At 49.2% G+C, this 22,295-nt stretch carries 21 protein-coding genes; 19 read left to right on the top strand and 2 right to left on the bottom strand.

Translation table 11 applies throughout. The annotated features are described in order from the left end of the window. The first annotated feature begins 55 nt into the window (after positions 1-55). The 6 genes from BUB67_RS06105 to disA all read left to right on the top strand — a co-directional run bounded on the left by BUB67_RS06105 (position 56) and on the right by disA (position 7,407). Complete coding sequence (locus tag BUB67_RS06105) at positions 56-520, top strand: CtsR family transcriptional regulator (protein ID WP_073237343.1); 465 nt, start codon at positions 56-58, stop codon at positions 518-520. A gap of 21 nt (positions 521-541) precedes the next feature. Continuing rightward, complete coding sequence (locus tag BUB67_RS06100; RefSeq protein WP_073237340.1) at positions 542-1,054, top strand: UvrB/UvrC motif-containing protein; 513 nt, start codon at positions 542-544, stop codon at positions 1,052-1,054. Positions 1,055-1,067: 13 nt separating this feature from the next. Next, entirely contained in the window at positions 1,068-2,141 is a 1,074-nt protein-coding gene (locus BUB67_RS06095) for a protein arginine kinase (protein ID WP_073237336.1), read from the top strand. An 11-nt stretch (positions 2,142-2,152) separates the two neighbouring features. After that, a complete protein-coding gene (locus tag BUB67_RS06090) occupies positions 2,153-4,600 on the top strand; it encodes an ATP-dependent Clp protease ATP-binding subunit (RefSeq protein ID WP_073237331.1) in 2,448 nt (815 codons plus the stop codon). Between the two features lie 354 nt (positions 4,601-4,954). Then, a complete protein-coding gene (radA, locus tag BUB67_RS06085; protein ID WP_073237326.1) occupies positions 4,955-6,307 on the top strand; it encodes a DNA repair protein RadA in 1,353 nt (450 codons plus the stop codon). An 11-nt stretch (positions 6,308-6,318) separates the two neighbouring features. Next, positions 6,319-7,407 carry a DNA integrity scanning diadenylate cyclase DisA gene (gene disA / locus BUB67_RS06080; RefSeq protein WP_073237385.1) on the top strand — a complete coding sequence of 363 codons (1,089 nt, stop codon included), beginning with the start codon at positions 6,319-6,321 and terminating at the stop codon, positions 7,405-7,407. A 52-nt stretch (positions 7,408-7,459) separates the two neighbouring features. On the opposite strand, the gene BUB67_RS06075 is transcribed toward disA, so the two are convergent. After that, positions 7,460-7,855, bottom strand: a complete 396-nt coding sequence (locus BUB67_RS06075) for a nucleoside triphosphate pyrophosphohydrolase family protein (RefSeq protein ID WP_073237323.1) — start codon at positions 7,853-7,855, stop codon at positions 7,460-7,462. Positions 7,856-8,043: 188 nt separating this feature from the next. On the opposite strand from BUB67_RS06075, the gene BUB67_RS06070 reads away from it, so the two are divergent. The 5 genes from BUB67_RS06070 to BUB67_RS06055 all read left to right on the top strand — a co-directional run bounded on the left by BUB67_RS06070 (position 8,044) and on the right by BUB67_RS06055 (position 12,814). Beyond that, the gene (locus BUB67_RS06070) at positions 8,044-8,520 is read left to right on the top strand and encodes a CarD family transcriptional regulator (protein ID WP_073237319.1); all 477 of its coding nucleotides are present in this window, start codon (positions 8,044-8,046) and stop codon (positions 8,518-8,520) included. A gap of 156 nt (positions 8,521-8,676) precedes the next feature. Next, the gene (locus BUB67_RS06065) at positions 8,677-9,819 is read left to right on the top strand and encodes a PIN/TRAM domain-containing protein (protein ID WP_073237316.1); all 1,143 of its coding nucleotides are present in this window, start codon (positions 8,677-8,679) and stop codon (positions 9,817-9,819) included. Beyond that, the gene (gene ispD, locus BUB67_RS16860; protein ID WP_238456974.1) at positions 9,812-10,507 is read left to right on the top strand and encodes a 2-C-methyl-D-erythritol 4-phosphate cytidylyltransferase; all 696 of its coding nucleotides are present in this window, start codon (positions 9,812-9,814) and stop codon (positions 10,505-10,507) included. The genes BUB67_RS06065 and ispD overlap by 8 nt, the downstream gene beginning before the upstream one ends. Further along, positions 10,508-11,011 carry a 2-C-methyl-D-erythritol 2,4-cyclodiphosphate synthase gene (gene ispF, locus BUB67_RS16855; RefSeq protein ID WP_238456973.1) on the top strand — a complete coding sequence of 168 codons (504 nt, stop codon included), beginning with the start codon at positions 10,508-10,510 and terminating at the stop codon, positions 11,009-11,011. 120 nt (positions 11,012-11,131) lie between these two features. Next, positions 11,132-12,814 carry a glutamine--tRNA ligase/YqeY domain fusion protein gene (locus BUB67_RS06055; protein WP_416358855.1) on the top strand — a complete coding sequence of 561 codons (1,683 nt, stop codon included), beginning with the start codon at positions 11,132-11,134 and terminating at the stop codon, positions 12,812-12,814. 73 nt (positions 12,815-12,887) lie between these two features. Here BUB67_RS06055 and BUB67_RS06050 read toward each other — a convergent pair whose 3' ends face one another. Next, positions 12,888-13,223, bottom strand: coding sequence for a hypothetical protein (locus tag BUB67_RS06050; protein WP_073237307.1), 336 nt, complete (start codon positions 13,221-13,223; stop codon positions 12,888-12,890). Between the two features lie 252 nt (positions 13,224-13,475). Between BUB67_RS06050 and gltX the strand changes: the two genes are divergently transcribed. The 8 genes from gltX (at position 13,476) to rlmB (ending at position 22,286) form a co-directional block, all read left to right on the top strand. After that, positions 13,476-14,924 carry a glutamate--tRNA ligase gene (gene gltX, locus BUB67_RS06045; protein WP_073237303.1) on the top strand — a complete coding sequence of 483 codons (1,449 nt, stop codon included), beginning with the start codon at positions 13,476-13,478 and terminating at the stop codon, positions 14,922-14,924. Positions 14,925-15,074: 150 nt separating this feature from the next. Next, positions 15,075-15,767: a serine O-acetyltransferase gene (gene cysE, locus BUB67_RS06040; RefSeq protein WP_073237300.1), complete on the top strand. Its 693-nt coding sequence runs from the start codon at positions 15,075-15,077 to the stop codon at positions 15,765-15,767. Continuing rightward, positions 15,767-17,230 carry a cysteine--tRNA ligase gene (gene cysS, locus BUB67_RS06035; protein WP_073237297.1) on the top strand — a complete coding sequence of 488 codons (1,464 nt, stop codon included), beginning with the start codon at positions 15,767-15,769 and terminating at the stop codon, positions 17,228-17,230. Before cysE ends, cysS begins: the two co-directional genes overlap by 1 nt. A gap of 13 nt (positions 17,231-17,243) precedes the next feature. Further along, on the top strand, positions 17,244-17,654 hold the full coding sequence (locus BUB67_RS06030) for a Mini-ribonuclease 3 (protein ID WP_073237381.1): 411 nt from the start codon (positions 17,244-17,246) through the stop codon (positions 17,652-17,654). Positions 17,655-17,778: 124 nt separating this feature from the next. Next, complete coding sequence (locus BUB67_RS06025; RefSeq protein ID WP_073237294.1) at positions 17,779-18,597, top strand: FAD-dependent thymidylate synthase; 819 nt, start codon at positions 17,779-17,781, stop codon at positions 18,595-18,597. Positions 18,598-18,900: 303 nt separating this feature from the next. Beyond that, a complete protein-coding gene (locus tag BUB67_RS06020; protein ID WP_143157012.1) occupies positions 18,901-20,259 on the top strand; it encodes an SIR2 family protein in 1,359 nt (452 codons plus the stop codon). Next, positions 20,232-21,329, top strand: coding sequence for a phosphomethylpyrimidine synthase ThiC (locus BUB67_RS06015; protein ID WP_073237291.1), 1,098 nt, complete (start codon positions 20,232-20,234; stop codon positions 21,327-21,329). Before BUB67_RS06020 ends, BUB67_RS06015 begins: the two co-directional genes overlap by 28 nt. 225 nt (positions 21,330-21,554) lie before the next feature. Beyond that, positions 21,555-22,286, top strand: coding sequence for a 23S rRNA (guanosine(2251)-2'-O)-methyltransferase RlmB (gene rlmB, locus BUB67_RS06005; protein ID WP_238456972.1), 732 nt, complete (start codon positions 21,555-21,557; stop codon positions 22,284-22,286). Positions 22,287-22,295 lie beyond the last annotated feature (9 nt).

The following is a 22,295-nucleotide window of genomic DNA, read 5'->3' as shown; positions in this document are numbered from 1 at the left end:
ACCAAGAACCTTTCCAATAAAAATTTTCGGTTGATTTAAGTGAGGGGATGCTGTTATGGCCAACATATCTGAATTGATCGAACATTATATCAAAAAGTTGCTTCAGGACAGCCCCTACGGCTATGTAGACCTGCAGCGAAACGAATTGGCAGCCCGTTTTAAATGCGTCCCGTCCCAAATCAATTATGTACTGTCCACCCGGTTTACCACCGACAACGGGTACATGGTGGAAAGCCGGCGCGGAGGTGGAGGGTATATCCGAATCGTAAAGATTCCTCTGGACCAACATGATGATCCGGCTGTACAAATTTATCGTTTAGTGGGAGACGACATTAATCAATCCCAGGCAGAAAAAATTATTAAAAGACTGGCCGAAGAAGACTTTATTACAGCCAGGGAAGCCCGCATATTCCGGGCAGTCATGGATCGCAACACACTGCGGGTGGATTTACCATGGCGGGACAGAATACGGGCCCAACTTCTCAGAGCCATGTTGGCGGCGGTATTTCGGGAGAGATGAGATAAAGGAGGCTCAGGTTTTATGCTTTGTGATCGTTGTCAGAAAAGACCGGCCCAAGTTCATTTTACCCAGGTCATTAACAATACCAAAAAACAAATGCACTTGTGCCCTGCCTGCGCGGCGGAACTTCAAGCAGAAAGCTTTGGTTTTGCACCCCAATTGAACCTGCATGACTTTTTAGCGGGTTTAATTAACCATCATTTTGCCGGCGCTAATATAACGCCCAATGCGCTGCCCCGGGTTCGCTGCGAAAAATGCGGCGCTTCCGAAGCGCAGGTAGCCAAAAGCGGGTTGTTTGGCTGCAGTGAATGTTATACCCAGTTTGGAGACCGGGTTCAACCATTGCTGAAAAGAATCCACGGCAGTACCACCCATACGGGCAAGGTGCCCAGGAGGACCGGCGGCAAAGCATTACTGGCCAAAGAGATGCGGATCCTAAAAAGCCAGCTCCAGGATGCGGTAAAACAAGAAGAGTTTGAAAAGGCTGCTAAAATCCGCGACCGCATTAAAGAGCTGGAGCAGCAAATTCAATAGGGGGTGCAGAGGGATGTCTTTCAAGGAAACCGTAAACAACCCTTACAGTAAATGGCTGGATGCATCGGGACCGGAAAGTGATGTTGTTATCAGCAGCAGAGTGCGGCTGGCCAGAAACCTGGCGGGTTACCCCTTCCCCCACTTGCTGGGCCATGAAAATGCAGACAAAATTCTCTATGCCGTGCAATCGGCCATAAACCGCGATGGTATAAAGGAGACCATCGGGGAACTGGAACTGTGCCGCATGACCGAATTGTCGCCCACGGAAAGACAAATACTGGTGGAAAAACATTTAATCAGCCCGGATTTGTTGGAACAACCCGAAAAAAGGGGCGTCGTCCTCCGAAACGATGAGGTCATCAGCATTATGGTGAATGAGGAGGACCACCTGAGAATCCAGTGCCTGCTGCCGGGTTTACAGCTTAAGGAATGCTGGGACCTGGCCAATGCCGTGGATGACGGGCTGGAGCAGACCTTGGATTTTGCCTTCACTGAAGAACTGGGTTACCTGACGTCCTGCCCCACCAATGTGGGCACCGGACTGCGGGCATCGGTGATGTTGCACCTGCCGGCTCTGGTGATGACCCAGCAGATTAATGCCGTTCTCCTCAGTTTATCCAAGCTGGGTTTAACCGTCCGGGGATTGTATGGTGAGGGAACCCAGGCCACGGGGAATTTATTTCAGGTGTCCAACCAGGTGACCCTGGGGCTGACCGAGGAAGAAATCATTGACAACTTGATTATGGTGGCCATGCAGTTGGTGACCCAGGAGAGGGCAGCCCGCCGGGCCTTGTACAGAGAACAGCAGCATCAAATTGAGGATCGTGTTTGGCGGGCCTACGGCCTGCTGAAATATGCCAGAGCCATGACATCAAACGATGCCATGACCCTTTTATCGGATTTAAGGCTGGGAGTCGACATGGGGATCATTCCGGACATCCCGGCGGGATTGATCATGGAATTGATTGTCATGACCAGACCGGCTTTTTTAAACAAACTGAAGGGAACAGAGTTAAACCCGTATCAAAGAGATCTCTACAGAGCAACCTTAATTCGAGAGAGACTTAACTCTCTGCCGACCAGATAGGAGGGAAACCTATGTTTCAGAGATTTACCGAGAGGGCACAAAAAGTATTGGTGTTGGCCCAGGAAGAGGCTCGCCGGTTAAAATATCCCTATATCGGCACCGAACACATCCTGCTGGGATTGATCCGGGAAGGAGAAGGGATTGCCGCCAGGGCTCTGGTGCAAATGAACATCAGCGCCGATAAAGTAAAAGCAGCGGTGGAACAGATGGTGGAGATGGGGAACCAACCGGTACCGGGTGACATTCCCCCCACTCCCCGGGCCAAAAGAGTGTTGGAACTGGCGGTGGAGGAGTCCCGCCGGTTGGGCCATAACTACGTCGGCACCGAGCACCTGCTGCTGGGGCTGATCCGAGAAGGGGAAGGAGTAGCGGCCCAGGTTTTAACAGCCCTGGGTGCTGATTTGGAACGGGTTCGCCAGCAAGTCATCAATATGCTGGGCGGCGCTCCGGGAGGCGGGCAGCCCTCCGGCGGCCACGGCCAGGGCTGCCCTGCCGGTGGCTGCAAGACCGTCAGTCTGGACCAGTTCAGCCGGGATTTGACCCGCCTGGCCAGGGAAGATAAATTAGACCCGGTGGTGGGCAGGGCTAAAGAAATTGAGCGGGTCATCCAGGTGCTTTCCCGCCGCACCAAGAACAACCCTGTTTTAATCGGGGAACCCGGCGTTGGCAAAACGGCCATTGCCGAAGGCCTGGCCCAGCGGATTGTCAGCGGCAATGTACCGGAGATCCTGCTAAACCGGCGGGTTGTCACCCTTGACCTGGCCGGCATGGTGGCCGGCACCAAATACCGGGGTGAATTTGAAGACCGCTTGAAAAAGGTTATGGAGGAGATCCGTCAGGCGGGCAACATTATTGTTTTCATCGATGAGCTGCATACTTTGATCGGCGCAGGAGCTGCCGAAGGGGCCATTGATGCTGCCAACATCCTGAAACCGGCCCTAGCCCGGGGGGAAATACAAACCATCGGGGCCACCACCCTGGATGAATACCGCAAGTACATTGAAAAGGACCCGGCCCTGGAGAGACGGTTCCAGCCCATTCAGGTGGATGAACCTACGGTGGAAGAGACCATTGAAATTCTCAAGGGCATCCGGGATAAATATGAAGCGCACCACAAGGTCCGCATCACCGATGAGGCCCTGGTTGCCGCTGCCAAATTATCTGACCGTTATATCACCGACCGGTTTTTACCGGACAAGGCCATTGACCTGATAGACGAATCCGCTTCCCGGGTTCGCATTAAGGCCTTCACCGTCCCGCCGGATTTAAAAGACAAAGAAAAGTTGTTGGAAGAAATCCGCAAGGAAAAGGAAGCGGCTATCAATAACCAGGAGTTTGAAAAGGCTGCCGAGCTCAGGGACCGTGAGCAAACCATCCTGGCCGAGTTAAACCAGGCCCGGGAGAACTGGAACCAATCCAAAGGCGGCGATAACCTGGTGGTTACTGAAGAAGACATTGCCCATATCGTTTCCAGCTGGACCGGCGTGCCGGTGAAAAAGCTGGCCCAGGAGGAGTCGGAAAGACTGCTGAACCTGGAGGAGGTATTGCACCGGCGGGTAGTCGGTCAGAACGATGCCGTTAAGGCCGTATCCCGCGCCGTGCGCCGGGCCCGGGCGGGACTCAAGGATCCCAAGCGGCCGGTAGGCTCCTTCATCTTCCTTGGCCCCACCGGTGTCGGCAAAACCGAGCTGGCCAGGGCGCTGGCCGAGGCGCTGTTTGGGGATGAGGAAGCCATGGTCAGAATCGACATGTCCGAGTACATGGAAAAACATGCGGTTTCCCGCCTGGTGGGGGCGCCCCCCGGCTATGTAGGCTACGATGAAGGGGGCCAGCTGACCGAAGCCGTCAGAAGGAAGCCCTACTCCGTGGTGCTGCTGGATGAAATTGAAAAGGCCCACCCGGATGTTTTCAACATCCTGCTTCAGGTGCTGGAAGACGGGCGCCTCACCGATTCCAAGGGCCGTGTGGTGGATTTCCGCAATACCGTCATCATAATGACCTCCAACGTCGGGTTATCCAACCTTAAGACCGTAGGCAGAGTGGGATTCGCCGCCAATGTGGACCAGGCAGAAGCAGAATATGAAAAAATGAAAGAGCGTTCGGAAGAAGCCCTGAAGCGTACCTTCCGTCCGGAGTTTTTAAACCGTATCGACGAGATTATTGTTTTCCACTCCCTGACCCGCGATCATATCAAGGAAATTGTCAGCCTGATGCTGAAGGAAGTGGCCGGGCGCATGGAGGAACACGAAGTCTACCTCACCTTCTCAGAGGCTGCCAGGGATAAGCTTGCAGAGGTGGGTTACAGCGAGGAATACGGCGCCCGCCCGTTGCGCCGGGAAATCCAACGCCGGGTGGAGGACCGCTTATCTGAAGAATTGATCAAAGGCACCTTCAGCAAGGGCGATCAGGTGATGGTGGATGCTCAGGAAGGGGAAATCACTGTAAGGAAGGCGGGGTAACAAGAACGGTAAATTAGAGAAAGATGTTGGAAAAGAGATAACCTGATATTCTCACATTGAAGGTAAACATTGTGAATCAGCAAGGGACTTCTGTTATTCATAGCGAGCCACTTTGCGGAGCAAGCGGTGGAGAACGGAAGTCCCGACTCCCTTTCCTAGAGTCATCCATTAAAAAGGCTCTTTTTATGTAAACTTAACAAATAATTAGTCAACCTTTTACATATTGTGGAATATTTTTTTCTAGAGGCAGGAATTTACATAAGGGGCAGCGAATGTCAGGCCATGGGGAAAAATGTGAAAAGTTCGTAATATACCAGATATTACACAAGATATGTCATAACGGAGGTTCATTCGTTGCGGAATAAGACGACCTACGCTTGTCAGAGTTGTGGTCACCAGACTGCCAGGTGGATGGGCCGCTGCCCCGGGTGCGGGGAGTGGAATTCCCTGGTGGAAGAAACTACCGTGGTGCAGCAGAAGCCGGCCCGGGGGATTGCCGGTACCGGTCCTGTGCCGGTGACAGAGATTGTTACTGTGGAGGAGGAACGATACTCCACCGGACTTACGGAATTAAACAGGGTGCTGGGAGGCGGGCTGGTTCCCGGTTCCCTTGTTCTGGTTGGCGGAGATCCGGGCATCGGCAAATCCACCTTGCTCTTGCAGGCGGCCTCCGCCATTGCCGGCAGCGCAGGTAGGGTTTTGTATGTTTCCGGGGAAGAATCGGTTCGGCAGATTAAGATGAGGGCACAACGGATCGGGGCCCTCCACCCCGATTTACTGCTCATGGCGGAGACCGACATGGCGGTGGTGGAGAAGGTAATTGAAGAAGCAGCCCCGATGACGGTTATTTTGGATTCCATCCAGACGGTTTACCACCCGGATGTTACCTCCGCCCCCGGCAGTGTTTCCCAGGTGCGGGAATGCACCGGCATGCTGATGAGGGTGGCCAAAGGAAAAGGGATTCCGATTTTCGTGGTGGGCCACGTGACCAAGGAAGGAACTCTGGCGGGGCCAAGGGTGTTGGAACACATGGTGGACACCGTCCTGTATTTTGAAGGGGAGCGGCACCAGACCTACCGTATCCTGCGGACCGTCAAGAACCGTTTCGGTTCCACCAATGAGTTGGGAATTTTCGAAATGCGCGGGGCGGGATTGGCGGAGGTCAGCAATCCCTCCGAGTTGTTTTTAAATCAACGGGAGCAACCCGTGGCCGGTTCCGCCGTGGTACCCAGTCTTGAGGGCACCCGTCCCCTGCTGGTGGAAATACAGGCGCTGGTTTGCCCCAGCGGCTTTGGCGTCCCCAGGCGGATGACCTCCGGGGTGGATTACAACCGGGTAGCCCTCATCATGGCGGTATTGGAACGGCGGGTGGGGTTGCGACTCTCCGCCCATGAAGCCTATGTCAGCGCGGTGGGCGGCGTAAAGCTGGATGAACCGGCAGCTGATTTGGCCATTGCCCTGGCCGTCGCTTCCAGCTTTAAGGAGAAACCGGTTCAGGAAAGCCTGGTGCTGGTAGGGGAAGTGGGGCTGACCGGTGAAATCAGGACCGTGGCAGGTATGGATAAACGCCTGCAGGAAGCGGCCAAATTAGGCTTTAAAAATTGTATAGGTCCGCCCATGGACAAACAACCGGAAGTATTGGGTATAATAGATTATATGGGAGTACAATCACTTCAGGAGGCAGTGGAGGCCGCCATTGGGCGGTAAGGGGTGTGAACGTGGTAAAAGACGAAAAAATTGAGGATAAATTACTAAAACTGTTACGACTGGTGGCCCCGGGGACCCCTTTACGGGAAGGGCTGGAAAATATTTTACGGGCTAAAACAGGGGCGCTGATTGTGGTGGGTGACAGCCCGGAGGTGATGGAACTGGCGGAGGGCGGTTTTGCCATCAATGCCGATTTCACACCGGCGGGACTCTATGAGTTGGCCAAGATGGACGGTGCCATTATTTTAAGCGAAGATGCCAGGAAAATTATCGCTGCCAACAAACAGCTCATTCCAGACTTAATTATTCCTTCCAGTGAAACCGGTATTCGACATCGAACCGCCGAGCGGGTGGCCAAACAGTGTGATGTGCCGGTGATCTCCATTTCTCAACGCAGGGGTGTCATTACCGTTTACAAAGGGACCATCAAATATTTCTTACGGGACATCGGGGTGATTTTGGCCAAGGCCAACCAGGCAGTACAAACATTGGAAAAATATCGCTCAGTGTCTGACCGGGTGATTAATGAGTTATCTATGATGGAACTGCGGGAAGTTGTTACCCTGTTTGATGTCACCCGGGCCATTCAAAGAATCGAGATGGTTTTACGGGTTAAGAAAGAAATCGAACGATATATCAGTGAACTGGGAACCGAGGGGCGGCTCATTGCCATGCAGATGGAGGAACTGGTGGCCAATGTGGAGGAAGAAGGACTGTTAATTATTCAGGACTATGCCACCACGCTGGGAGAGAAAACCCCGGAAAGCATCCTTAGAGTCATCGGCAGCTGGCCGGCTGAGGATCTGCTGGATTTGGTGCTGATCGCCAGGGCCCTGGGGTATCCCGGGAGCGCCGGCATCCTGGACCAAAGCGTATCCCCCCGGGGATACCGGGCGTTAAGGAAAGTTCCCAGGCTGCCACTGCCGGTCATTGAAAACCTGGTATCCACCTTTAAATACCTGCGCACCATTCTCAGCGCCTCCATTGAAGAACTGGACGAGGTGGAAGGGATTGGTGAAGTTCGGGCCAGGTCCATCAAAGAAGGGCTTACCCGGTACGGGGAAATGCTGCTGCAGGATCGCTATAAAAACTATGCATAAAGGCGTGGTAAGAATCACCACGCCTCTTCGTATTGGTTTGAATTTTAACACATTACGCCATGTTGTATTCCCTTAGAATTTCCAAATGTTTATGTTCCTTAATAAAGATATCGTACAGGTTCAAATCCAGCAAATTGCATAACGCCGCCAGATAAAACAAAGAACGACCAATTTCATTTTCAATACTGTCACGACAATTTTCACACAGGGTGCCGGAAAGATGGGAATCCAATAGATTTTTCAAATCCACAAGGGTTGCATTCTCCGGTAAAGGCCTTTTGTCAGCAACAATCTTCTGGCAACCACAGGATGTTACGGAATGTACAACAGAGCGTTGAACCCGGGCGCCGGATTCCTGCACCTTGGATAGTATCTCTAGAATGCTCCTATGGCAAAGCAGCATTTCAGAAACGGTATTTTGAAACTGATCGCAAAGCAAGTCTTTCATCTGCCGGACCACTCCTTTTACTCTCCGTTACAGCAATTATAGCCATCCGGAAGGGGCTTTGTCAAACGACCATTATGTCATAAAATGCTTATTGACATGCTTCCTGCCCTATGCTAAAATATATGATTTTTGACAATGGAGGATCTTTGTGCTATAATGATCACAACATAACTTGGGAGGGATTGGCCTTGTTCAAGATTGGCGACAAAGTCGTATATCCTATGCACGGAGCCGGCGTCATCGAGGCCATCGAGGAGAAAGAAGTTCTGGGCGAAAAGCGACAGTACTATATTTTGCGACTCCCCATAGGTGACATGAAGGTGATGATCCCCATCAACAACAGCAATGAGATTGGCTTGCGAGGAATTATTGACCGGGAAGAGGTCCCCACGGTGATGAGGGTGCTCAAAGGGAAGACATCCGTTATGTCTGCCAACTGGAACCGGCGGTATCGTGCCAATATGGAAAAGATAAAAAGCGGTGATATCTACGAAGTGGCTGAAGTGGTCCGCAATTTGCTCACCAGGGATAAAGAAAAAGGTTTGTCTTCCGGGGAAAGGAAAATGCTGGAAAACGCCCGACAGATTCTCATCAGTGAACTGGTTTTGGCGACCGAGTTGGAAGAGGATAAAGCCCGCTCCCTGATCGACGGGGTCTTTGCATAAAAACCCTCCGGTTATAGTTTTTAAAGTTTAATTAATACCATGACTGTACGGGTGCTGCAAAATTCGCCCTTTTTTGTTATTGAACGAAAAAAGCAGTTAACATATAATTACAACATACAAAAAAGAAATTTTTGCCAGTGAAGGGAGGTGACAAACATGATTCGTAAGACAATTTATGGTTTGATTATTTTGTTATGTGGCAGTATGGGGTTTTGGGTAGGCCTTTATATTGTCTCCAACAAGTTCGTCACTGTACCGGCCACTTTACCGCAATTGGAACTTGGGGTGATTGCCCTGGGAGCGTTGCTGGGAGTTTTGGTCGGGGTAATCAGCGCGCCCTGGATTATTAAAGGCGGCCTTACGCTGACGGCGGTTGTTGATCAATACCTGGTCAAGACCCCCACCCAGGATTTGATTATGGGTTCCCTTGGACTTATTTTTGGACTTATAATTGCCAATTTATTGGGTTCTATTTTATCGACGATGGGTCCCGTCGGTAAAGCCCTCTGGCTGGTCAGTACTTTTTTACTGGGTTACCTGGGCCTGTCGGTGGCAGTTAAGAAAAGAGAGGAAATCCTTTCTTTGTTTTCCAGCCTGCCCCGTTTTGGGAAAGAAAAAATCGTCAAGGCAGAGGCCAAAGGAAGTCAGATCAAACTTCTTGATACCAGCGTCATTATTGACGGGCGGATTGCGGAACTTTGTCAAAGCGGGTTTATTGAAGGAGTCCTGCTGGTACCGGTTTTTGTGGTGGATGAACTGAGGCATATTGCAGATTCGGCGGACCTGTTAAAGAGAAACAGGGGCCGCCGGGGATTGGATATCCTGAATGCCATGAAAAAATCCACCGACATTAAAGTGCAGATTTACGAAAACACCAAAGGTTTGGATAATATACCGGAAGTGGATGCCAAACTGGTCAAACTGGGCCAGAAGCTTGGCGCCAAAATCATCACCAATGATTACAACTTGAACAAAGTTGCTGAATTACAAGGCGTTAAAGTGCTCAACATCAATGAATTGGCCAATGCCATTAAACCGGTGGTGCTGCCTGGCGAAGAGATGACCGTTACGGTGGTGAAGGACGGCAAGGAGATGGGCCAGGGTGTTGCTTATCTGGATGACGGCACCATGATTGTGGTGGACGGGGGCAAACGCTACATCGGCCAGACCATCAGTGTGCTGGTCACCAGCGTGTTGCAAACCGCGGCTGGACGGATGATCTTTGCCAAGCCCAAAAATCCCGACAAGCGGGCGGAGGCTGCCGGACATGTTGTAAGTGGAGTGAATGCAATTGGGTAACGTCATTGCAGTGATTCCCGCCGCCGGTGTAGGGAGCCGCATGGGAACGAACATAAAAAAACAATATTTAAACTTGATGGACAGACCAGTCTTAGCGCACACCCTCGGTGTTCTGGAGGAATGTCCGGACATCACGGGCATTGTCCTGGTGGTGGCGCCCGGTGAAGAGGCCCTGTGTAAAAAGATGGTTTTGCACGGCAAGGAATTTACTAAAATCATGGCGGTGGTGCCCGGAGGCGACCACCGCCAAACTTCTGTTTATAACGGTCTTGCGGTCCTGCCTGAAACTACCGAACTGGTGGTGATCCATGACGGGGCCAGGCCCCTGGTACAGACCGGGGAAATCAACCGGGTGATCCGGGAGGCTAGGGCAATAGGAGCTGCCGCCTTGGCAGTGCCTGTTAAGGACACCGTTAAAGTGGTAAATGACCAGGGGCTGGTGGTGTACACACCTCCCCGGGAAACACTCTGGGCGGTGCAAACGCCACAGGTTTTCCGTTATGAGCTGATTATGAAGGCCCACCGGGCGGCCAAAGAGACGGGGATTTTTGCCACCGACGACTGTGCCCTGGTGGAAGCCCTAGGCCGGCCGGTGAGACTGGTGCCCGGCAGTTATGAAAATATAAAAATAACAACACCGGAGGACCTGGTGTTGGCGGAGGCTTTTTTAAGAAGGAGGAAGCAATAGGTGCGAGTTGGCATCGGGTATGACGTGCATAAGCTGGCGCCTGAACGGCAACTGATTCTGGGGGGGGTTACCATTCCCTATGAACGGGGGCTGCTGGGACACTCGGACGCAGATGTTCTCATCCATGCTGTTATGGATGCCCTTTTAGGCGCCGCTGCCCTGGGAGACATCGGCAGGCATTTCCCTGACAGCGATCCCCGTTACAAAGGGATTTCCAGTCTCAAGCTGTTGGCAGCGGTTAAAGATAAACTTGCTGCAGAAAACTATGTCATTAACAACCTGGACGCGGTGGTGGTGGCCCAAGCCCCCAAGTTGGCCCCCCATATTCCTGCCATGAGGGAAAATATCGCCCGGGTATTGGGGGTGGACCCGGGAGCCGTCAATGTAAAGGCTACCACTACCGAACACCTGGGCTTTGCGGGCCGGGGTGAAGGGATTGGCGCCTACGCTGTTTGTACCCTGCAAAGGGCTGAACAGCAACCGAGGAAGACCGTTCACTTTTAGAAGAACTTGGGATCTCCACTCCCGGTTTTTACTTATAATAAAAAGGATTTTTGGATAATCTGTGGAAAAATAGACATTTTATGACGTGCTTTACCGTTTCATAAAAATGTAGAGGGAGTCATGAAAATGAACACCAAGCTGACCAGTTTTATCCATGATATCATTGATAAGGATTTAGAAGAAGGAAAGAACCAGGGGCGGGTTCATACCCGGTTTCCACCCGAACCCAACGGTTACCTGCATATCGGACATGCCAAGTCCATTTGCTTGAATTTTGGCCTTGCCCAGGAATATGGCGGCCTGTGCAACCTGCGGTTTGATGACACCAACCCCAGTAAAGAAGACATTGAATATGTAGAGTCCATAAAGGAGGATGTGAAATGGCTTGGTTATGATTGGGACGACCGGTTGTTTTACGCCTCGGACTACTTTGAACAGTTATACGATTTTGCCGTGCAGCTGATCAAAGCAGGCAAAGCCTATGTGGATGACCTCAGTGCAGAGGAAATTAGGGAATACCGGGGTACTTTAACCCAACCCGGCAAGGACAGTCCCTACCGCAATCGTTCCGTTGAAGAAAACCTGGATTTGTTCCAGCGTATGAAAGCGGGCGAATTTCCAGACGGTTCCCGGGTCCTGCGGGCTAAAATTGATATGGCTTCCCCCAACCTGAACATGCGGGATCCTGTCCTCTACCGGATTCAAAGGACAACCCATCACCGTACAGGGGACAAGTGGTGCATTTATCCCATGTATGACTTTGCCCATCCCCTCTCGGATGCCATCGAAGGGATTACCCATTCCATTTGCACTTGTGAATTTGAGGATCACCGCCCGCTGTACAACTGGGTGATTGAAAATGTTGAGGGAAACTTTCGGTCCCGCCCGCAGCAAATTGAGTTTGCCCGGCTCAATCTCAGCCACACCGTCATGAGCAAGAGAAAGCTGCGGCAACTGGTGGAAGAAGGACATGTCAGGGGCTGGGACGATCCAAGGATGCCAACCATTTCCGGACTGCGCAGGCGTGGTTATACACCGGAGTCCATTCGGGACTTCTGCGAGCGCATTGGCGTGGCCAAGGCGGTCAGTACCGTGGATATCGCCATGCTGGAGCACTGCATCCGGGAGGATTTAAACTTTAAAGCCCCCCGGGTCATGGCCGTACTTCGCCCCCTGAAGGTGGTCATCGAGAACTATCCGGAAGGCCGGGTGGAATGGCTGGATGCGGCATACAACCAGGAAAACCCCGAACTGGGCTCCCGGAAAATCCCCTTTTCCCGGGTGGTCTATATTGAACAGGAAGATTTTATGGAAGACCCGCCGAAAAAATTCTTCCGCTTGGCCCCCGGCCGGGAAGTAAGGTTGAAACACGCCTATATCATTAAATGCGAACAAGTGATCAAGGACGAACAAACCGGTGAAATCATCGAGCTGCGCTGTACCTACGACCCGGCCACCAAAAGCGGCATGTCTACGGAAACGCGCAAGGTAAAAGGGACCCTGCACTGGGTGTCCGCGGACCATGCGGTCAAAGCGGAAGTGCGGCTGTACGAGCATCTCTTTATCAAGGCCAATCCGGAGGAAGACAAGGATACCGATTTCAAACAAAATCTCAATCCCAACTCACTGCAGGTGCTGTCTTCCCTGGTGGAACCCAGCCTGGCCGGAGCAGCGCCGGGAAGCCGCTACCAGTTTTTAAGACAAGGCTATTTCTGTGTGGATCCGGATACGACGAACGGTTCCTTGGTGTTCAACCGTGTTGTTTCCCTTAAGGATTCCTGGGCCAAGGCTCAGAATAAGTAGCAAGGAAGAATACGCAAAGTACGAGGCCCCTTCCGATACGGGAGGGGCCTTTCATTTGACTAAAATTATTTACCTAGAACACCAAATCACAGCAGCCCGGGTTAAAATCCCAGCGGATCTCACAATAATCCGGCCCCCAGTTTAAGAGCAGACGGTTATCGTAAAGGGGTTGGTAGGTATTAAGATCCAGTCTGGACTGGTACACCTTGTCACCAAATTTGCGGGTGAAAATAATCTCAAAGGCCTGGTTGCGCACCAGAGAAAAATGGGACTTTCCCACACTTTTATCGCAAAAAACCACCTGGTCCAAATTTTTATCCACCAGTCGCTTGTAATCCGGCCGGAAGCTGATTGATCCCTTGATTTCATTGTATTCGTCAATCAAGTCGGCCATTTTCAAAGTGGTCATTTCCCAACTGTTCCCTCCTAAAAATAAAGAATAATTATTAAATTAATTCTCTGCAACTTGATATTTCCCTGCAAAATTTGAGACAAATTTCACAACCCCTCATTATTTTATGCGGTTCAACAACCAAAAGAGAACATTAAAAAAACCGACAAATTGTACTAAAGGCGTAAAAAGTTGTGTGCCTTTACACAAAGATGGTATAATATCCATCTGAGAGGTTTAACCAAAATTCAATATGGAGGAGGAAATTTTTTGTCAGTAAGGGTTCGCTTTGCCCCGAGTCCTACGGGGCCTTTACATATCGGGGGAGCCAGATCGGCTTTGTTTAACTGGCTGTTTGCCCGCCATCACGGCGGTCAGTTTTTGGTTCGCATTGAAGACACCGATCTTGAAAGATCCTCCAGAGAATCTGAAGAAAATATATTAAATGCGCTGCGCTGGTTGGGTATCGATTGGGATGAAGGAATCGAAGTGGGAGGTCCCAACGGTCCCTATCGCCAAACCGAACGTTTGGCAATCTACCGGGAGCTGGCTCGTAAGCTTCTGGAAACCGGACATGCTTATTATTGTTACTGCACTGAAGAGGAACTGGCGGCAGAGCGGGAAGCGCTGATGGCCAGGGGAGAACTGCCCCGCTACCTAGGGCGCTGCCGCAACCTGTGTGACGAGGAAAAAGCAAAATTGGAAGCCGAGGGCAGGAAGCCGGTTCTCCGCTTCAGGGTTCCCGAGGACCAAATCATTACCATCCAGGACCGTGTACGGGGCCTGGTTGAGTTTGACAGCAACGGCATCGGTGATTTCATTATCATGAAATCAGACAACATTCCCACCTACAATTTTGCAGTGGTGGTGGACGACCATGATATGAACATCACCCACGTGATCCGGGCGGAGGAACACCTCTCCAACACCCCCAGGCAAATCTTGATCTATGATGCCCTTGGCTGGCAGAAGCCGGAATTCGCCCACATTTCGTTAATTCTGGGCAAAGACCGTACCAAAATGAGTAAGCGCCATGGCGCCACCTCCATTGAGCAATATCAAAATTTAGGCTATCTGCCCGAAGCCCTGGTGAACTTTTTAGCCTTACTGGGCTGGTCCCCGGGCGGCGAGCAGGAAATCTTCAGCCTGCAGGAGATTGTAGAGCAGTTTTCCTTGGAACGGGTGGCCAAGAACCCCGCTGTGTTTGATATTGACAAGCTGAACTGGCTCAACGGCCATTACATTCGCCAGAGTCCTGTGGATAGGCTCACCCGGCTGGCCATTCCTTATTTAATAGACGCCGGTTACCTGGACAAGGAACCGGATGCAGAGAAACTGGCCTGGCTGGAACAGGTGGTGGCCATAGCCAGGAACTACATCTCTTATATGCAGGAAATCACCCGGCACGTGGATATCTTTTTCCAGGACCGGGTGACTGTGGTTGAGGAAGATGCCAGGGATGTTCTGACCTGGGAACAGATGCCGGTGGTTATGAAGGCGGCCGTCCAGTTATTCTCGGAAGCGCCGGAGTTAACGGAGGAATCCGTCAAAGGTTTGATTAAAGCAATCGGTAAACAAACCGGACTCAAAGGCAAATTCATCTTCCAACCCCTCCGGGTTGCCATTACCGGCAGAACCCACGGCCCCGAGCTGCATCAAATCATTCCTGTTATAGGTAAAGAGCGGACCATTGCCAGATTAAGTGCCGTTTTAAAGTGATACCGTCAGCCATTGGCTCTTGGCCCTATAAAGCCAAAGGCTAACGGCCAATGGCCAGGTTATGGAAACAAGTCTGCAGAAATTCAAAAGTACGCATAAAGCTAATATGTCGAAAACAAGGAAACAGGGTAGTGAGAGGGGGTTCAGCCCGTGTTTGGCAGGATAAAAAAAGAAATTAACGCCGTATTTGAACGTGACCCGGCAGCCAAAAGTACCCTGGAGGTATTATTATGTTATCCGGGCCTGCATGCAATCCTGTTTCACCGGTTGGCCCATGCCTTGTATAAAAAGAAATTTTTTGTAACAGCTCGGTTTATTTCCCAAATTTCCAGGTTTCTTACCGGCATTGAAATCCACCCGGGAGCCAAGATCGGCGAAGGGCTTTTTATCGACCACGGGGCCGGGGTGGTTATCGGGGAAACCGCCGAGATCGGCGATAATGTGACCATTTACCAGGGGGTCACCCTTGGCGGTACCGGAAAAGAAAAGGGCAAACGTCACCCCACCATTGGCAACAATGTGGTTATCAGTTCCGGGGCAAAGGTATTGGGGTCCTTCACGGTGGGTGACAATGTAAAGATTGGCGCCGGCTCGGTGGTCCTTAAACCGGTACCGCCCAACTGCACTGTGGTGGGAGTCCCCGGCAGAATCGTCATCCGGGACGGCCAAAAAGTGGGGTCCGCTTATGTGCCGGATTTACGCCATGACCAATTGCCCGACCCTGTTGCTGATATGTTGAGTCAAATGCAGTCAGCCATCGACCGGCTTGAGCGGAAAGTAAAAGAGTTAGAGCAGGAATGCTGCAGGTTAAGAGATCAAGCGGAGGGGGCAAAGAAAGAATAATGCAAATTTATAATACCCTGACTAAAACAAAGGAAGAGTTTGTTCCCAGAGACAAAGGACAAGTCAGCATGTATGTTTGCGGGCCCACCACTTACAACTTTATTCATCTTGGCAATGCCCGGCCGCTGGTGTTTTTTGACACCGTCAGAAGGTATTTTATTTATAAAGGCTATCAAGTAAATTTTGTTCAGAACTTTACAGACGTAGATGATAAAATTATTAACCGGGCCAGGGAAGAAAAAACGGACCCGCTGGAGTTGGCGCAAAAATACATCAGGGAGTTTTTTGCAGATGCAGATGCCCTGAATGTTATGCGGGCGGACACACATCCCAAAGTATCTGAACATATTCCGGAAATCATCGACCTGATCAAGAAGCTGGAGCAGCAGGGCCATGCCTACGCCGTTGACGGGGACGTTTATTTTGCTGTTCGGAGCTTCCCTGCCTACGGTAAACTATCGGGCCGGAGCCTGGAAGACATGCAGGCCGGAGCCAGGGTGGAGGTGGATCCCAGAAAGAAGGACCCCATGGACTTTGCCCTGTGGAAAGCAGCCAAGCCCGGCGAGCCCAGCTGGGACAGCCCCTGGGGACCGGGACGCCCGGGCTGGCACATCGAGTGCTCCGCCATGGCTGAAAAGTATTTAGGTAGCGGCTTTGATATTCACGGCGGGGGTTTTGATTTGATCTTTCCTCACCACGAAAATGAAATTGCCCAATCCGAAGCAGCCTGCGGGGAGCCCTTTGCCCGTTACTGGATGCATAACGGCTTTATTACCGTAAACCAGGAAAAAATGTCCAAGTCCCTGGGGAACTTCTTTTTAGTCAGGGAGATTTTGGCCAAATTCCCCCCGGATGTGGTCCGCTGGTATTTGCTTTCCACCCACTACCGCAGCCCCCTGGACTTTGATGATGAAAAGCTTGTCATGGCGGGCAAAGGTTTGGACCGCATTAAAACTGCCCTTCGCTTGCTTTACGAGGCAATGGAACTGCCCGTTTATCAAGAAGAGAGAGAAAAACCTGTTGCCGACGGCCTGGAGGAAAAACTGGCGACCCTCCGGTTAGAATTTGAAAAGGCCATGGAGGACGATTTTAACACCGCCCTAGCCATCTCGGTGTTCTTTGAACTGGCTAAAGAAATCAATATCTTTGTGGGCAAACTGGGCGGTAAAGTGACTTCGGAAGAGAAAAAACTGCTGGATAAAGCACACGCCCTGGTCAAAGACTTTAACTGTGTGCTGGGTATTTTAAAGGAAGACAAAATGACCGGCAGGTTGTTGATTGACGCTGCAGGCGCCGATGATAAACTGACCGAGGGACTGATCCAGCTGATCATTAAGATCCGCCAGGAGGCCCGCAGTAAAAAAGATTGGGCCACCGCCGACACCATCCGTGACGGTTTAAAGGAACTGGGGATTATTTTGGAAGACACACCCCAGGGTGTCCGGTGGAAGAAGCAGGGGTAACTTGTTAAAATACATGGATAAATTGGCAAAAAATCAAAAACCTGAAGAATTGCCCAGCTTGGTCCTTGCCTATATAGGGGATGCCGTTTATGAACTGGCCATTCGGCAGTTCCTGGTGGGACAAGGATTCACTAAAGTAAACCGTCTCCACCGGGAAGCCGTAAAGTATGTGCGTGCCGGCGCCCAGGCGAAAGCGCTTTTCGCCCTGGAGGATAAACTTTCCGAAGAAGAAATGGCGGTTGTCCGCCGGGGCCGCAACGCCAAGTCCGGCACGCCCCCCAGGAGCGCCGATATCGTGGAGTACCGCCACGCCACCGCCCTAGAGGCCCTGCTCGGCTACCTGTACTTACAGGGCAAACAGGACAGGGTGAGGGAAATTGTCGACCTGGCGATACGGGCAATAACAAAAACAGGCAACAACTAGGATTATTATGAAATGAAATTTTCAACGGGGACGGTTTCAAACTTGAACTCTGCAAATTAACGTTGTAACTAAAAGAGTATCTATTACTTACAGTAACACTAAATTTTTTGGGGTGAGGCAGCGGATGAACAAAAAGTATGTAGGCGAAGGTAAAGTTCGGTTAATTGCTGGCGGGGGCCGGGTATATACTGATATTGCTGCAAGGTTTGTCAGTTCAGAAAGGTCATTAGATGAGATTATTGCTTCACCTTATTCCAAGGAATTAGTTTTAAAAATTGTAAATAGCGGACATAAAGCAGCGTTAGAGTTTGATTTTTTTCTTTTTGGCATTGAAGGATACGCTAGGGTTACAGAAGTTCAATTGGTTCGTAAAAGGTTAGCCTCTTATATGATTAAAACTGGTAGGACAAACAAGGGCGGAAAAAGATCCTTTGACGTAGTCATACCAAAAGGAATTGAAGACAACAGGATAATATATAAAATACCAATAGATTCTCTGACTTTAAGTGACGGAACTCCTTTGCGGAATTATTTGTCCTCAGAGGAAAAGGAGGTTGCTTATTCAGTTGGGGTAGACGAGATATTAGAATTGTTAGAACTGTGGTATGAGATGGGGGTTCGGCAAGGGTTTCAGGAAGAAGAACTAAGATATCTTAAGCCACAGGCTACAGAATTTAAAGCTTTAATTGGCATGAATGCTCATGCTTTGAACGACTGGTTTAGTATTCGTTGTTGCAAAAAAGCACAAACAGAAATTAGAGACTTAGCCAATAAAATGTTACATATTTGCAAGAACACAGCTCCGGAGCTTTTTGTAAATGCTGGCCCCAATTGCGTTAACCTTGGATATTGCCCTGAGAATGAGTTACAGCATCAAGACTGTAAAGGGAAAATAATAACCAAAAATGAGGCGTTAAGATTATTAAAAAATGTTAAGTTTTAGGTTATGCTAAATTAGCCCAGCGGTAAAATTTCAAGCCCCTGTTTTGCGAAAAAATGGAAATTTTTGGGCATCAAAAGCTAAAAAAGGCCGCAATAAACGTTTTCTCCCTTTGTTATGTTCACCAGATGGAATCTGGTCCAGGTAAGCCTTTGCGGGGCAAGGAATGAGCTGCTGCGAGAACCCATCACCATAAAGCTGGGGGGGGGAACCGGTTCCCTAACCATCCGGACCATCCCACATAGTTCCCGAACTGGAATTTTGGTTGTCCGGTGGTTCTAAAACCATTATAGGAGGAGGGAACATGTGATTTGTGATAAGAAGTATTTAATAAATAGGTTTTCAAAAGCTTTATATGAAAACCGTGGTGCAATCTTTGTTGGAAGCGGAATATCAAAGGAGTCCTGTGGTGTAGATTGGTATGGGTTACTTCAACCTTTTTCTGAAAATTTGGGCATACAAATTAAAAGAGATGACGAGCTACCCTTGATTGCTCAATATATAGTTAACTTATATGCAGGAAATAGAGGACCGCTAATTAATGAAATTATTCGTTGTTTAAATAAAGAATACGCCCTAAATATATACCATCAGGCACTCACTCTTACTAGAATATCAACCATTTGGACCACAAATTATGACACACTTCTCGAAAAGGCGTTTAGAAATTTTGATTTGGTCGTTAAGAATAATGATGGTGCTATTTCACGACCAGTCTTAAAGCATCAAATTGAACTCATTAAAATGCACGGTTGCATTAGTAGTTCACCTCAGAACGAATTAGTTATAACTCAAGAAGACTATGAAGACTTTCTGGTAAATCGACCAGCTACTGCAAAAAGATTAGAAAACGATTTATCTACCAAATCATTTTTATTTATTGGATATAGTTACAGAGATCCTAATTTAAGAAACATTATGGTGGAAGCTAGACGTCTTTGTCAAAGAGCAACTCAAGAACACTTTATGGTCTTGGACAGGATTAAAGGAAATAAAAAAAATAAAGAAGAAGAAAAAAGACAGCTTCTTTGGTGTAAAGACTTAAGGCGTTTTGGTATAAATTGTGTATTAATTGATCATTACGATGAATTAAAAGAGGTTTTATTTGAAGTTAGTAGTAAATCTCGTGGTAATACAGTTTATTGTACGGGGTCACATAAAGTGAGTGACCCGATGGCACGGGAGATTGGTAAACGTCTTGCAAATATAAAAAATATAGTATTACACAGTGGTCAATCTTCTGGGATAGGGAGCGATGTTGTGGCGTCATTTACAGAAGAATGTATAGAACGGAAAATGGACATTACTGAACGACTCCACACTTTCCCTAATCCTTATGCAGCTAACCCTGATTTTTCAGATAATCCGAAGTTAATCCCAGAGTTAAAAAGATTGAGGGCCAAGCTTTTTAATGCCACCCAAGTAGTGGTTGTATTTGACGGGGGGATTGGTACTTCTGTAGAGTTTGAAATTGCCAGAGCATTTAAATGCAAAATAATTCCGGTAGCACAAAAAGAGACTGAATTTATGAAACAAATTCTTGGGGACCGGGAAATATCGGACTTTTTGGAACAAGTTGATAAGGATTATTTTGAAAAGGCAAAACGTTTTTGTGTTAAAACTGAGGATGTTATTTCATGTATAGAAAAAATTCTACATCGATAAAGGATACATCTATAGTTAAACTGAGATTTAAAAATGGGTGGATCGAGGCGGGTAGAAAGAGAAAAACCTTAGTGGCAGCCTTAATAGGAGCAAATAACGAGGATTGTTATAAGTTACAATTACGAAAAATTGAATTATTAAGCTCCATGTTAGATGGTCCAGATATAATAAGCGACTTGAGTATAATAAGATTAAGAAATAAAAAACCCTTATGGTTACAGATTATTATGGAGACTGGTTGTATTGCTGCGACTGTTCCGGTTTATGTAGTAAGATTTGGGAACAGGGGAATCTCCTCAGATGAACTTCTTGATATTTGCCTAGAACAAATGGAACAGGGTGTAGGAATCATAACCATCCACCCAACCCCAACAAAAGAGCTTTTTGAACTGTCTCAAAAACGTTTGGTACCTTGTACCTCTCGTGGCGGAGGGATTGTTCTTCAGGATGCCGCAATCAAAGGGTGGAAGCAAGATAATGTTTATTTAACTATATTACCGGAATTAATATCTGCGGCTAAAAAATACGGGACGGTAATAAGTATTGGGACGACTTTTCGTTCGGCAAATATTTTTGACTCCAATGACGAGGCTCAACAAAAAGAAATTAGATTTCAGCTAGATTTAGCTAAAAAGATTGCAAAGGATGGTGTTGGGGTTATTATTGAATCCCCGGGCCATGCAAGGCCAGAAGATATTAAAAAAATAGCTTCCATACTGCGAGAGGGTAATTTTCCTGTGATGCCTCTTGGACCAATTCCTACAGATATTGCAATTGGAATGGACCATGTGTCTGCCGCCATTGGCGCAACATTGCTCGGTCTTGAAGGATGTGCGCATATACTTGCTGCTGTTACTCGTGAAGAACATACAGGAGGAACACCAACTATAGAATCTACCATAGAGGCAGTCAAAGCAGCTCGCATTGCTGCGCATATTATTGATATTCATATACTTAAAGACGATGCGGTTGATCTGGAGATTGCAAAATACAGAGGGGAACATAGTACATGTATTTTCGGCCAAAGAACCAAAGGTTGCGAGCGTTGTGGTGGTGCTTGTCCGCTTTAATAAATTTGATGAGATAGGGGAAAAGATATGAAAACACTCCCTTTTATAATCCTTGCACTGTGGGGTATTGCTCTGACTTTGGGAGTCATTGGAGTGCTTTCCCGCCGTAAAAGATTGTTATTCCTGGGAATATTATCGGCACTGGGTGGGCTGATTTTAACTTTGTGGCTGAAGTGGTTGTTGCAACGAATCTAATTTAGTCTAAGCACCATGGGAGGGAATCTTGTGAGTGAAATCATTGCCGGAAGAAATCCGGTAAGGGAGGCCCTTCGTGCAGGACGTCCCATAAATAAAATCATAGTAGCAAAGGGAACAGGTGCCGGCCCCTTGTCCGAGATCATGAACTTGGCCAGGGAGAAAAATGTTCCGGTACAGATGGTTGAACGAACCAACCTGGACAAATTAAACCCGGGAATCCCCCACCAGGGAATAGTTGCTTATGCTGCTGCCAAAGAATATGTGGAAGTGGAAGACATTTTAGAGATTGCCGGCGCTAGGGGAGAAGATCCCTTCATCGTGATGCTGGACGAAATTAACGATCCCCATAACCTGGGGGCTATTCTTCGTACGGTGGATGCCGCCGGCGCCCATGGCGTCATCATACCCCAGAGAAGGTCTGTAGCCTTGACCTCCACTGTGGCCAAAGCCTCGGCGGGTGCGGTGGAATATGTTCCGGTGGCCCGGGTAACCAACCTGGATCAAACCATCCGACAGTTAAAAGACAGGGGGATATGGGTTGTGGGGGCGGATATGGAGGGCCCCGAAGTTTATTGGGAGGCAAAACTGACCGGTCCGCTGCTGCTGGTTATTGGCGGTGAAGGAAAGGGCATTGGCAGGCTGATCAAAGAGCGATGTGATATGCTGGTTCGTTTGCCGATGGCGGGTCACGTTGGATCACTCAATGCCTCGGTGGCAGCTGCATTATTGATATATGAGGTGGTACGCCAGAGAGGGTAGGGTTGGTCC

Origin of the sequence: Desulforamulus putei DSM 12395 (genome assembly GCF_900129195.1) — a bacterium.
Classification (GTDB): Bacteria; Bacillota; Desulfotomaculia; order Desulfotomaculales; family Desulfotomaculaceae; genus Desulfotomaculum; species Desulfotomaculum putei.
This window is presented reverse-complemented; position numbering and strand designations above follow the sequence as displayed.